The following is a 13319-nucleotide window of genomic DNA, read 5'->3' as shown; positions in this document are numbered from 1 at the left end:
CCTACACAGGGACATGTTTTAAGCTCCAAATCTCTTCCTGTAACCGCACTTCCTACACATTTCTTCCACAGCTTCTCTTCTAGAAAAACCATCATACAAATTATTGGCTCTTTCTCCCTCGATAATTTCAGAGAAAGGTTTATCATTAATATTACCGAGATCAATTACACCTTCCCCATCTAGACAACAAGGTACTACTGTGCCATCTACAAGGATGGCTGCTTGGCTGCGCAGGGCATGACAAAAACCTTTTCCATCGTCTTCCGGTGCTAGTAAACTCGGCCATTGGAATTCATGGTCTTGGTTAATATAAATGCGGTCTGCAATTTTTACTCCACTTCCAGGCACAACTTTTTCTTCAATTTTGTAATCTAAATTAAACTCTTTTTCTAAGATATCTAATGTTTCTTGGTTTTTTCTCTTTTGTTCGCTTGTTGCATGAACCGGGTCTAAATTCCATAAGCGGAAGGAGATGAGGACCCCTTGTGCTGCAGCTTCTTTTGCAAACGAAAGAATTTCTGCTAAGTATCCTTCACGGTCGGTAGAACCTTCATGTCCATCAAAACTATGGAGTGAGAAGTTCATTTGTCGTAGCGCCGGTTTACCTAACAGTTTATGTCTATTCTTTTTAAGGAGTGTCCCGTTTGTTGTTATATTTACTTTAAATCCTTTTGCGTGTGCCGCATCTAATAATTGATCGACTCTCGGGTGGAGAAGGGGTTCTCCTTTCACATGTAGGTAAATATATTTCGTATGTGGTTTGATTTGATCTAGTATTTCATTAAATTTATCTACTTTGAGAATATTTGCCTTCCTTGCAGTCGGAGGGCAGAAGCTACAAGCAAGATTACATACACTTGTGATTTCAATATACATTTTTTTAAATGTTTTCAACGTTTATTCACCATTCCAGTTCGTATATTATAAAATGACTATACTCATTCTAACAGAATTGCATGCTTTAATGTGTAGTTTATCAATAGGTGAAATCTTACTGTGCTATGAGTTATCCATATTTCCAATGCATGTTGATTTTCTAATTTTTGYATAGTATTATTGTTCCATAATAAAGAGTAGACAGATCTTGATTCATGGAGGTTAACCATTGATTGAAGTAATAACAATAGTAAACTTAGTGATAGAAGTAACAAATTCGAAAGATTATCAAAAAGAAGTGGAACAAGTACTGCGGTCTAATACTTCGACCATTCAACATATGGAGACAATTAGTATATCTCCTCTTAGTGATAATTTAAAAGCAAGTGCAATGGCTAAATATAGGGTATTGATAGAGGAAAGAAAAGAAAATAAGTTTCTAGATGACTATGTTGGGCTTGTTCTACCTATGTTTTATAATCGACCTGGAATGATGCCATTAAGCAATCAAATTTACAAAATATCGCGCATTGAAAGATAAAATAATCACCCAATTGAGCAGCTACTCAGATGGGTGATTGTTTTAGTTTTATTTATTTTTCCACAATAATTCCGTCGAAAGCTGCTTTATAAATCGCAAAAATATCGTCTTTTTGCAAAGGCATCGGGCTACGCGCTAAAATACGTTTTTGCTCAATTGCATCCTTCGTTAGACTTTCAAGCGCGTCTTCTGTAATGTTAAAGCCTTTTAATGTGGATGGAATGTTCACGTCTTCTACTAACCGTTTTAGTTCCGCAACACATTTATAAGAAGCTTCTTCCTGTGAAAGATTGGCAGAGCTAAAGCCCATCGCATCGTATATATCTTTCATACGCTTTTCACAGCTTTGGCGAATATAACCCATTACATAAGGAAGCAAGACGGCGTTTGAATCTCCGTGTGCAATGTGAAATTGACCACCTATCGGATAAGCTAATGCATGAACGCCGGCAACCCCTGCATTAAAGAATGCAAGACCAGCAAGATAGCTACCATAGCTCATATCTGTACGAGCTTGTCTGTCTTCACCGTTTGATACTGCAGTACGAATAGCATTACTGATTAAGCGGATTGCTTGTAAAGCAAGTGCATCAGAAACAGGGCTAGCATTTTTCGAGATATAAGCTTCCACTGCATGAGTTAGTGCGTCAACACCCGTAGCGGCTGTTACTTTCGGTGGTAAAGAGATGGTCAATGCAGGATCTACGATTGCTACATCTGCTAATAAATAATCGTGCGTTACAACATCTTTCGTTGTCTCCAGCGATAATACAGAAATATTCGTTACTTCTGAACCTGTACCGGAAGTAGTAGGGATTAAGATTGTAGGAAGCCCTTTTTTGGTGACTTTTTTTGTGCCAGTTAAGTTCAAGTAATCCGCCACATTACCTTCGTGCGAAGCTAATACACCTGCCAGCTTTGCTAAATCTAATGCACTACCGCCACCTAGGCCAATTACCATATCAAATTCGTTGTCACGCGTGTATGCAACGAGTTTCTCTCCAATTGCTAAGGGTGGTTCAGGTACGACGTCTGTATAAACTTCTGTTGAGTAACCAGCGTTTTCCAAAGGTTCTACGACTTTATTAGTTAAACCAATATCCTTTAAGAATGGGTCAGTTATAACAAGAATTTTCTTTACATTAAAGCGATTTACTTCATCTAATAGGTGAGAAAGCGAATCCCAGCCAGTATAACTTATTGGTGTGAACGTTATTTTTTCGGACATGTTGTACTCTCCTTAATTGTGATTCCAGACAACTAACTTTGTTTCTGTCATTTCATGAATTGCGTACTTTAAGCCTTCTTTACCTGTACCACTTTCTTTTACTCCGCCGTATGGCATCTGGTCTACGCGGTATGTTGGAATATCATTTATCAAGACACCGCCAACTTCTAATTGTTTGGAGGCTTTGAATGCTGTTTGAATGTCGTTTGTAAAGATTCCCGCTTGGAGACCGTAGTTTGAATCATTGATTGCTTCAATTCCTTCTTCAATAGAAGAAATGCGGTTAACTACGACGATTGGTGCAAACACTTCCTGACAAGAAACTTTTAAATTAGGCGATACATTCGTTAAAATAGTTGGCATGAAAACACCATTTTCGATAGTTCCACCAGTTACAATTTCGGCCCCGTTTTGTACCGCTTCTTGTACCCAGTCTACAGCACGATCTTGTTCTCCAGGATGAATCATGGCAGATACATCCGTCGTTTCTTCGAGCGGATTACCAATGACTAATTCCTTTGTAGCTGCAGCAAATAGTTCCGTAAATTCATCAAATAGTTCCTCCATTACATACGTACGTTGTAAGGAAATACAAACTTGCCCCTGATTAGAGAAGGCACCAGTGACACATTTGGGTACGATTTGAGATAAATCAACACCCTTGTCGATAATTAACCCAGCATTCGACCCTAGCTCAAGTGCCACTTTTTTCAAACCAGCCTTATTGCGAATGCCGATGCCTACAGCAGGGCTTCCTGTGAACGTAATCATTTTCACTTTATCGCTTTCCACTAAAGCGTCACCAACCGTTTTACCACTACCTGTAATGACATTGAAGGCACCTTTAGGTAAAGTTGTTTGGTCAACCAATTCAGCTAAAAATAATGCGGAAAGGGGAGTTTGTGATGCTGGTTTCAATACAATCGTGTTACCAGCTGCGATTGCAGGTCCCACTTTATGTGCAACTAAATTTTGCGGGAAGTTGAAAGGTGTAATAGCACCGATAACTCCTATTGGCTGTTCAATCGTGTAACCAAAACGGTTTGTCCCGTTTTTTGCAGCGTCCATCGGAATCATTTCGCCAGTCAATCGTTTTGCTTCTTCAGCTGCAAATTTATACGTTTCAATTGTGCGATCAATTTCACCTAATGCAAACTTAATCGGTTTTGCAGCTTCTAACGAAATGATTTCAGCAGCTTTTTGACGATTGTCGGCAAATAATTGAGCGATTTGCTCCAAAATGGCCGCGCGTTCATATGCAGTAAGCTCAGCCATTTGTTTTTTAGCAAGATCCGCCACTTCTATTACTTGTTCTACCTCTTCGCGAGTCGCTTGAGGAATAAGAGCAATCACTTCTTTTGTATGTGGCGACCTTAGTTCCGCAGTCTTTTCAGAAGATTTCCATTCACTGTTAACATAATATTGCTTGTTCATCGAATCATCCTTTCTTATTATGCTTCTTCTAAATCTGATTGTTGATCTTTGGAAAATGTATTATCAACTTCTCCTTTAAAGAAGTCTTTACCAAATATTAAGAAACAAAGTAATATTCCTACTGCAAATGCCCATGCAGCACCTTTAATGCAAAGAACAGCACCGATAATTCCTGCGATTCCTAAGTCACGTTGACTGCGTGATTCTAAAATTCCAACTTTTACGCTTACATAGCCTTGAATTAACATCGTTAAGGCTAAAGCGACCCCTAAAATTGGTTGAACCAAACTTACGATTGGCAGTAAAAATAAACCTGTATTAGTACCCCAACGGAATGAACCAACGCCTCCAAAGAATGAATCCATTGCTTTCCGACCTTTTTTAAAACGTTCAACCATTACAACTTGCATAGCTGACCATAATGGCCCACTCATCGTTACGTCTGGTCCTAAAATACTCATGACACTGTTACGTATACCGAAAATTAAGTGTGCACGGCTTGGGCTATACTCTACTTTTTCATCAGGACGTTTTGCTGCCCCATCTTCCACTAAAGCTTTAGTCTGCAGTACGTCACCAAATAATACGATGTATGCTGCGAGTACAGTCGGTAAACCAGTGATAAACATCATTAGTGGTGGGAATCCTATACCAAAGATTGTGTATTCATTCCATAGTGTAATGAAATCAGGGGATGAGAAGCCCCATTGAATAGTCGGCCATGCTGCCTCACCAAATAGCGGTGCAATAACTACTGCTATAATGATGACTGGAAAAATTCCTAATTTAGCAACAGTTCCCCAAAATGGGTTACGATTTTGGAATGTTGCGAAGTGTTTGGAGAATAAAAGATAGAATCCAATCCCAATTGCAATAGTAATTGTCCAAGGAAAGTCATCAAATTTCCCTCCAATTTGGAATACCGAAATGATTGCCGCGAAACCAGCTCCGAGAATTACACCTGACTTCATCGCAGAAGGAATTAACCTGACAACCTTTGCAGCTAAACCTGTAGCACCTAAGAAAACAGAAAGAATTCCTAGCGTCATCTGGAATGCTATGAGTGCATGCACTCGTTCAGGACCTTCAGGGAATTGCTGACAATATAACATGATTAACGGAATTGCTGGAGTAATCCATCCTGGCACAGCCGGGTCGCCAAGTAAATGATGTAGTAAATAGAAGACTCCGTTTAAAACTACAATTGCTAAGGCAACTTCAAATGGCATTCCTAATAATTCGATTAAAAGTGGAATTGCCGATAAGTCGACCGCACACATAAGTAGACCTTGTACATAGTCAGGCCACTCGAAACGATAATGAATAAAAGGTAAACGAATTTTAAAAGGTCCTGCTGGTATGTATGGAGACTCTTCTCCATATTTCCGATCTTTCCATTTCATAAACTAATTTCTCCCCTTACAAATAAAATGAAACCCCTTACAAAAAAGGATGAATATATGAAGCAATTTCGATGAATGAATACGTAACCATTTTCCTAGAAAAAAATATTTCGTAAAATGGTTACGTATTCATTTGGAGTGAAAATTTAAAACAAACCTTTAAAAAGTTTGTTTTAAATTTTCCGCGTYGTACTTCTATGAAACACTTTAACAGATTCAGTGATTTGTATGCAACCATTTTTTTTATTTTCAATCATTTCAATCAATTCATAAATAGCCAAATAACCAAGATTTTGTTCAGAAATGCTACCGACAGTGGTTAGTTGGACCGAACCGTGGCTGCTTAAATCCACATTATCAATTCCAATAATGCTAATATCCTCTGGAACAAAATAGTTTTCTTGAATAGCGACGTCTATTAAAAACAAAGCAAGAGAATCTGCACCCGCACAAATAGCAGTAGGGCGATGTTCCAGTTGCATTAATTTATGAAAAGCATCTGTAATAGCTAGCTTGGATGCGTCTGTATTAATGATAAATTGTTCGGGGAGCGGTAATTTAAAATCTTTCATGGCTTGAAGAAATCCAAGGTAACGGTTGTTAAACGTGCTAACAGTCAATGTTCCACCAACCCATGCTATAGCTGTATGACCTTGTTCAATCATATGCTTTGCTGATAAATAACCCGCTTCGAAATTGTCTATTTCTACAAAATACTCGTTGTTCTGATGTTTTCGATTATATGTTATAAAGGGGATATCCATTCGAGTAAGTTTTTCAAAAATCGGATCGTTTAATAATATACAGGATAATATAACACCGTCTACCTTATGTTCGATGGCAGTAGCGTATGCCTCATTTAACTTTTGGTCATTCACGAATTGTACATTTACACGATAACCCATTTCATTGGCATAATGGACAATGGCGGATGTCGTGTCAACAAAAAATGGATTATGTAGTGGTCCTGATAACAGTGCTATCGTGCTCGTTTTATTTTGTACGAGAGAACGTGCATGTCCATTTGGGACATAGTTTAAATCATGGATCGCTTTCATCACTTTATCAAAGGTAGGTTTTTTAACAAATTCCGGAGAATTTAATACACGTGAAACCGTCGTTTGTGAGACGCCTGCGTGTTTTGCTACGTCTTTGGATGATACCAAAACAGTTACCCCCTAGTATTTGCTATTGTTGTTTTTAGTAGATTATACAATTATTTTTGCAACGTTGCTAATTATACTTTAACTAATCACAAAGTGAAATGATGTGAAAGCTAGATGTAGTACACCCTTATTCATTTCAACAAATTACGTTATAATAAAATGTTAGATTGAATATTCAGAAAAACATTGATATCTTATTAGGAGATGAAGTATATTCTTCATTGTAAGCAACACCAATTTTATATATACGTATTGCAAAGGGGATAACGAGCAGTGTATAAAACAGTGATTGAACCACGTGTATCTGAAACCGATGGAGTAGGACATATTAATAATACAACTATCCCAGTATGGTTAGAAGCTGGGAGGAACAAGTTATTCACATTGTTTAATCCAGATAATAGTTTCAAAAACTGGAAGATGATTATTTTGAAAACTACGGTTGAGTATAAAAAACAACTGTATTTTGGTACAAATGTGGAGATTAAATGTTGGGTTAAGCGAATTGGTAACTCTAGTCTCGAATTGTATGAAGAGATTTGGCAACAAGAAAAATTAAGTGTAAAAGCGAACACTATTTATGTAAATTATAATACGCAAGAAAACAAGAGTGAAATAATTCCCACAGAAATTAGAGAAGAATTAGAAAATCATATGTATGAGGAAGTTTTGTGTGAATAAGAAAATTGTTTACCAATTAGAATATCATGTGATTGGGAATTTGATAGATTACCTTTAACAATAGTAAACTCATAATCAAATAATGCAACACCTCCTAGAACGAAAACATGTATCAATTTAAGGAGGTGTTTTTCTTGCGTCATATTATTACCAATCGTCTGAGTTTAACTTCATCTAGTTAGTAGAAATTCTTTACCCTTTGTTTTGTGCAATCGCCCTTAAGCGTTCGAACGATTAAAGCAGTACATACGGAAACTTCCTTCTATGAAATTATGTACATTATCTATTCTAGATTAATAAAATTAGTATGGTGGTATTTTTTTACATTCTATTTTATAAGTTTTTTGATAGAATAATATTATAATGACGAACTATTGTGAATATTAACGATGCGTGAAGAATGTATTAAAATAATTGTCTTATTAAGAAAGGGGAGGTACAAATGAATAATTTAAATGAATTACTACCCCAAGCACTTTTACAAAGTTATGAAGGTTTTTTGCTTTCCGATAAACAAGGGAGAATTTTTTTTGCAAATGCGGCTGTTGAAATAATTTCAGGCGCGAAATTAAATCAAATAGTTGGTAAGACCCCTAAGGAAATGATGGAAGATGGTCTTATTATCAAACAATCGCAAAGAATTCTCCAAAAAAATCCTTTGACCATTTACCAAAAATTGAGCACCGGACGAGATATTTTTATAACGAGTAAGCCTATTAAAGATAAAAATGGCAAAGTGTTATGTTATGCCGCCAACTACAGAAACTTAAAAGACTTAAATGTTCTATTTAATGAACATTTGAATTACTCAGAGATAAGGTTTTTAGAACTAGAAAAATTGCGTGAAAGCATAACGAAGACAGACGGCTTGATTAGTATGTCGCCGATTATGGGAGAGGTGAAAATACTAGTTGAGAAAATTTCCAAAACGGATGCAACCGTTTTAATTTTAGGAGAGTCTGGAACAGGTAAAGAAGTTATTTCTAAAAATATACATAGTTTAAGTAATCGATCAGATGAACCTTATATTCAAATTAATTGTGGTGCAATACCAGAGAATTTAATAGAGTCAGAGTTATTTGGATATGAAAAGGGTGCATTTACAGGTGCCAATGCAAGTAAACCAGGATTGCTCGAAGTGGCGAACAATGGGACTGTATTACTTGATGAAGTTGGAGAAATGCCATTACATTTACAAGTGAAATTACTTCGGGCCATTCAAACGAATGAAATTACACGTGTTGGGGGAACTGCAAAAAAACAACTAAACGTACGCTATATTGCCGCGACCAATAAAGATTTGAAAAAGCGAGTGCAAGAGGGGCAGTTTCGTGAGGATCTTTTTTACCGATTAAATGTCGTACAAATAGAAGTACCACCTTTACGTGAACGTGGAGAAGATATTAGGTATTTAAGTAAGTTTTTTTTAGAAAAGTTCAATAAAAAATATAATAAACGCTTGGAATTTTCAGAGCAAGCAATGCTACTTTTGGATCTCTACGAATGGCCAGGCAATGTACGGCAACTTGAAAATATGGTAGAACAATTAGTTATATTATCAGAGGAGCCTTATATTTTAGAAAGAAATATTCCTCATGAAATTTCACATGCAAAATGGAAAGGGACACGTCCTACGATGGAAATTCGACCGTTAAAAGATATTGTGGAACAACGGGAGAGGGAAGAAATTCAAAAGGCACTGCAATTATACCCTTCCATACGTAGCGCTGCGAAGGCTTTAGAAATAAGTCATTCCACACTGCTTCGCAAAATAAAACAGTATAAAATTTCTTTAGAAAACCTCTAAGTTAGAGGTTTTTTGTTTTGTGGTTTGAAAATGAACCAATTACGAGTAAATAGTATGGTTGAATTCAAAAATGAACCACTAGTGGTCTGAAAATAAACCATTCCAAGGATAGATATTTTAAAGTGCTCTTAAAACGTGGATTACATGCGGAGTAAAACTTGGCATGGATATTGCAATATGTATTGTAGAGAAAGGCGGTGCTAATAATTTGGGTGTTATTGAACAAGAAGTAGTCGATAACGAGTCACAGATCTGTAGTTTGACAATTAATCGACCAAAAGTAAAAAATGCGTTGAATAGGGAGATTGTCCAGCAACTTACACAGTTAATAAAGAAACTGGAAAAAGAGGGATCGACGAGAGTTGTCATTTTGCAAGGCGAGCAAGAAAATTTCGCTGCAGGAGCAGATATCAAAGAAATGCTACATGCTGATATCGAGGAAATAAACCTGATAACTGAACAGGTACATGATTTACACAAAGTAATGAATGAAAGTCCTATTATTTTTATTACTGCCATTGAAGGCTATTGTTTAGGTGGGGGATTTGAGTTGGCTTTAGCGAGTGACATACGAATTGCTTCCCCGCATGCAACATTCGGCTTGCCAGAAGTAAAGTTAGGGATTTTACCAGGTGGATGGGGTACGCAAAAATTTCAATCTTTAGCAAACAACTCTTTCGCCATGAAGTATATATTGACCGGAGATTTTTTTGATGCAGAGAAAGCACTTTCTTTTGGCCTTATTAGTGATATTGCCGTAGATCCCTTTCAAGAAAGCCTGGAAACTGCTAAGAAGATTGTATCCAATAGTTTTTATGCTATCCGAGAGATTAAAGGGTTATTAACAGGTATTGAATATTCAATCCTGGAAAAACGATTCAAATTAGAACGTGTAGCTTTTAAGCAATTATTTATAGAAGGTGAGGCAAGAGAAGGACTTCTTGCTTTTACAGAAAAAAGAAAACCAAATTTTAAAAGGTTGTGATAATAATGGAAAACGTATACATTGTGGCGGCAAAGCGAACAGCAATTGGTTCCTTTGGCCAGTCATTGAAATCCTATTCTGCTGTACAGTTAGGCGAATTTGTTGTGAATGAGTTGTTCTATGAAATTCCGGCTGTCAAAGAAGAAGTGGATGAAATTTTAATTGGAAATGTGTTGAAACACGGTTTGAAAGGAAATCCTGCACGTCAAATTGGCATACATACAGGATTGCCAGTCTCTGCAACGGCTATGACAATCGATATGCAATGTGCTTCGGGTCTTACAGCAATTATTCAGGGTATGAATAATATTCGAAGTGGTCAAAGTGATGTCGTTGTAGCAGGTGGTATTGAAAGTATGACAAATGTACCGCATTTAATGTTACAAAGCAGATGGGGGACACGTCTTGGAAATCCCAATGTTGTAGATGCATTGCTTCACGATGGATTGATTTGTGCGATAGAAGATTATCATATGGGTCTCACAGCGGAAAATTTAGTGGATCGATACGGAATTTCAAGAGAAATGCAAGATGCATTTGCGTTGGAAAGCCAAGAGAAAGCATTGCGTGCTATCGAGGAAAATCGATTTGTAGAAGAAATCGTTCCAGTACCTTGTGAACGGGAAGATAAATATTTTAGTACGGACGAACATCCTCGAAGTACATCGATTGACCGCTTAGGTAATTTAAATCCAGCCTTTAAAAAGGAAGGTTCGGTCACTGCAGGAAATGCTTCTGGATTAAATGATGGTGCTGCAGCAGTATTGCTCGTTTCTGAGAGTGCATTAAAACGTCTTAATCTGAAACCTTTGGCGAAAATTGTCTCGACTGCTACATGTGGCGTCCAGCCCTCGATTATGGGCATTGGTCCTGTTCCAGCGATTTTGAAAGCACTCGACAAATCTAATTTGGAGATGGATGACATCGACTTGTTCGAAATCAATGAGGCATTTGCTGCCCAAGTGTTAGCGGTCAATATGGAACTCAATATCCCACTTGAGAAATTGAATGTCAATGGTGGTGCGATCGCCTTAGGTCATCCAGTAGGTGCTTCTGGTGCTCGTATTATTGTCACACTATTGCATGAACTAAAAAGAAGAGGACTAAAGAAAGGAATCGGTTCATTATGTGTAGGAGGTGGTCAAGGTGCAGCAGCAATCATTGAAGTTGTTTGAGGATGTACTCGTTGTTGGTGCGGGGTTGATGGGTGCTGGAATTGCGCATGTTCTTGCGGAAAGTGGTGTCCAAGTCACCTTAGTAGATCAAAATGTCCAAGTTTTGGAACGTGCACAGCGTCAAATTGAAAAAATGCATAACAGGAAGCATCCGGATGTTGATGTCCAATCGATTTTCAAGAACATGATATTCTCTACAAATTTGGAAGATGGCAGGCATTGTTTATTGGCGATTGAAGCTGTTCCTGAAAAAATGGGTATTAAACAAGAAGTTTTCAAACAACTGGATGAAATATTACCGAAAGAAGCCATTATTGCAAGCAACACCTCGTCTTTATCGATAGCAGCTTTAAGCAGTGTAACGATAAGACCTACTCAAATCGTCGGCATGCACTTTTTTAGTCCGGTACCAATAATGCGACTAGTGGAAGTTGTACGTGGCATCAATACATCAGATGATACAACTGAAAAAATCAGGAAATTTGGTGAACAGATAGGTAAAGATGTGATTATCGCAAAAGATTTCCCAGGTTTTACGGTCAATCGTGCCTTAGTTCCGTTATTGAATGAGGCAGCGTATCTAGTAATGGAAGGAAATGATCCGGAGGAAATTGACCGTGGTCTAATGCTCGGCGCAAATCATCCAATTGGACCACTAAAGCTTGTAGATTCTTTAGGTGTCGATGTTTTGTTATTTACAATTGAAAGCTTGTATGAAGGATTTAATGATTCGAAATATAGACCTTGCCCACTTCTAAAGAGAATGGTAGAGGCTGGACATTTAGGTAAAAAATCAGGTAAAGGGTTTTATGACTATTCTTAAATGAGGTGTTTAGGTGAAACTTGTAGAAGAAAGACAGTTGATACGAGATTTAGTGAAAAAAATTGCAAAAGATCAAATAGAACCACAAGCGGCTGCTGTAGATAAAAGTGGGGAAATGCCATGGGCTAACTTGAAAGTTCTAGCGGAAAATGGGCTTTTCGGAGTACATGTACCAGAGGAGTACGGTGGAGCAGGGGCTGATTATGCAAGTCATTTAGCGATAGTTGAAGTAGTGGCGAAAGCATGTGCATCCACATCGGTTGCTTTGTCTACACAAGCTCTTACAATGGCACCATTCTTGTTAGCTGGAACACACGCGCAAAATATGAAGTATTTGACGAAATTGGCCTCTGGTGAGGTGCTTGGTTCTTTCGGTATTACAGAGCCGCAAGCCGGATCAGATGTATCGGGCGTTCAAACAACAGCTAAAAAAGATGGCGATGATTACATTTTAAATGGGCATAAGATTTTTATTACGAACGCGGGGGAGTCGGGGATATATGTGTTCGTTACTCGGACGTCCGAGGAGAGAACAAAAGGGATTACATTATTTATTGTGGAGAAAGGAACACCGGGATTAAGTTTTGGCAAAAAAGAAGAAAAGATGGGCATTAGAGGTTCTGTTACACGCGAAGTGTTTTTAGATAACGTCCGTATTCCAGCGGTAAATATGCTCGGTAATGAAGGGGAAGGATTCAAAATTTTAATGAATGTCTTTAATGAAACAAGACCAGTTGTTGGGGCGCAGGCATTAGGCATTGCAACAGCTGCATTCGAATATGCGAAAAATTATATCTCAGAGCGTAAACAGTTCGGCAAAACACTCGATCAATTTCAACTATCACGAGCTAAGATTGCTGAGATGTTTATTCAATTAGAAACGGCGCGTCTTTTGGTTTATGAGGCTGGACAGAAATTGCAGGAGCAAGATGCACAAGTGCCGCTCTATTCATCCATGGCTAAATGTTACGCTTCAGATGTAGCAATGAGTATTACAACAGATGCCGTCCAATTATTGGGAGGGAATGGTTATATTCAAGAATATCCCGTTGAACGTTATATGCGAGATGCAAAAATTACACAAATTTATGAAGGAACGAATCAAATTCAACTGTTGATCATTGCGAATGAATTATTGAAATAAAGGTTAAGTATAGTTTATTAGTTATAAAGGTAGATGACTAGTATTTAACTGGATTT

Annotated in this window: 12 protein-coding genes; 7 read left to right on the top strand and 5 right to left on the bottom strand. The window is 37.7% G+C overall.

Annotation, left to right across the window (positions count from 1 at the left end; genetic code table 11):
* Positions 1-18 precede the first annotated feature (18 nt).
* The gene (locus tag AC1DFT_RS05795) at positions 19-894 is read right to left on the bottom strand and encodes a radical SAM/SPASM domain-containing protein (RefSeq protein WP_402825166.1); all 876 of its coding nucleotides are present in this window, start codon (positions 892-894) and stop codon (positions 19-21) included.
* Positions 895-1105: 211 nt separating this feature from the next.
* On the opposite strand from AC1DFT_RS05795, the gene AC1DFT_RS05790 reads away from it, so the two are divergent.
* Entirely contained in the window at positions 1106-1417 is a 312-nt protein-coding gene (locus AC1DFT_RS05790; protein ID WP_477918237.1) for a hypothetical protein, read from the top strand.
* Between the two features lie 52 nt (positions 1418-1469).
* On the opposite strand, the gene AC1DFT_RS05785 is transcribed toward AC1DFT_RS05790, so the two are convergent.
* From AC1DFT_RS05785 to AC1DFT_RS05770, 4 genes are all read right to left on the bottom strand, one after another.
* Positions 1470-2645 (bottom strand): iron-containing alcohol dehydrogenase, encoded by a 1176-nt coding sequence (locus AC1DFT_RS05785; protein ID WP_477918236.1) that lies wholly within the window; start codon positions 2643-2645, stop codon positions 1470-1472.
* Between the two features lie 12 nt (positions 2646-2657).
* Positions 2658-4079 carry an aldehyde dehydrogenase family protein gene (locus tag AC1DFT_RS05780; RefSeq protein WP_477918235.1) on the bottom strand — a complete coding sequence of 474 codons (1422 nt, stop codon included), beginning with the start codon at positions 4077-4079 and terminating at the stop codon, positions 2658-2660.
* Positions 4080-4096: 17 nt separating this feature from the next.
* Positions 4097-5482: a hypothetical protein gene (locus tag AC1DFT_RS05775; RefSeq protein WP_477918234.1), complete on the bottom strand. Its 1386-nt coding sequence runs from the start codon at positions 5480-5482 to the stop codon at positions 4097-4099.
* 173 nt (positions 5483-5655) lie between these two features.
* On the bottom strand, positions 5656-6648 hold the full coding sequence (locus tag AC1DFT_RS05770) for a LacI family DNA-binding transcriptional regulator (protein WP_477918233.1): 993 nt from the start codon (positions 6646-6648) through the stop codon (positions 5656-5658).
* Positions 6649-6921: 273 nt separating this feature from the next.
* On the opposite strand from AC1DFT_RS05770, the gene AC1DFT_RS05765 reads away from it, so the two are divergent.
* The 6 genes from AC1DFT_RS05765 to AC1DFT_RS05740 all read left to right on the top strand — a co-directional run bounded on the left by AC1DFT_RS05765 (position 6922) and on the right by AC1DFT_RS05740 (position 13263).
* Positions 6922-7329, top strand: coding sequence for an acyl-CoA thioesterase (locus AC1DFT_RS05765; RefSeq protein WP_477918232.1), 408 nt, complete (start codon positions 6922-6924; stop codon positions 7327-7329).
* Positions 7330-7771: 442 nt separating this feature from the next.
* Complete coding sequence (locus tag AC1DFT_RS05760; protein ID WP_477918231.1) at positions 7772-9136, top strand: sigma-54 interaction domain-containing protein; 1365 nt, start codon at positions 7772-7774, stop codon at positions 9134-9136.
* Between the two features lie 163 nt (positions 9137-9299).
* A complete protein-coding gene (locus AC1DFT_RS05755; RefSeq protein WP_477918230.1) occupies positions 9300-10121 on the top strand; it encodes an enoyl-CoA hydratase/isomerase family protein in 822 nt (273 codons plus the stop codon).
* A 5-nt stretch (positions 10122-10126) separates the two neighbouring features.
* Positions 10127-11296 carry a thiolase family protein gene (locus AC1DFT_RS05750; protein WP_477918229.1) on the top strand — a complete coding sequence of 390 codons (1170 nt, stop codon included), beginning with the start codon at positions 10127-10129 and terminating at the stop codon, positions 11294-11296.
* Positions 11268-12119, top strand: a complete 852-nt coding sequence (locus AC1DFT_RS05745) for a 3-hydroxyacyl-CoA dehydrogenase family protein (protein ID WP_477918228.1) — start codon at positions 11268-11270, stop codon at positions 12117-12119. Before AC1DFT_RS05750 ends, AC1DFT_RS05745 begins: the two co-directional genes overlap by 29 nt.
* A gap of 13 nt (positions 12120-12132) precedes the next feature.
* The gene (locus AC1DFT_RS05740) at positions 12133-13263 is read left to right on the top strand and encodes an acyl-CoA dehydrogenase family protein (protein ID WP_477918227.1); all 1131 of its coding nucleotides are present in this window, start codon (positions 12133-12135) and stop codon (positions 13261-13263) included.
* The last annotated feature ends 56 nt before the right edge of the window (positions 13264-13319 follow it).

Source organism: Psychrobacillus sp. 05T411 (genome assembly GCF_056396485.1).
Note: the sequence above shows the minus strand (reverse complement) of the source record. Positions and strands in the feature narration are given on the sequence as shown.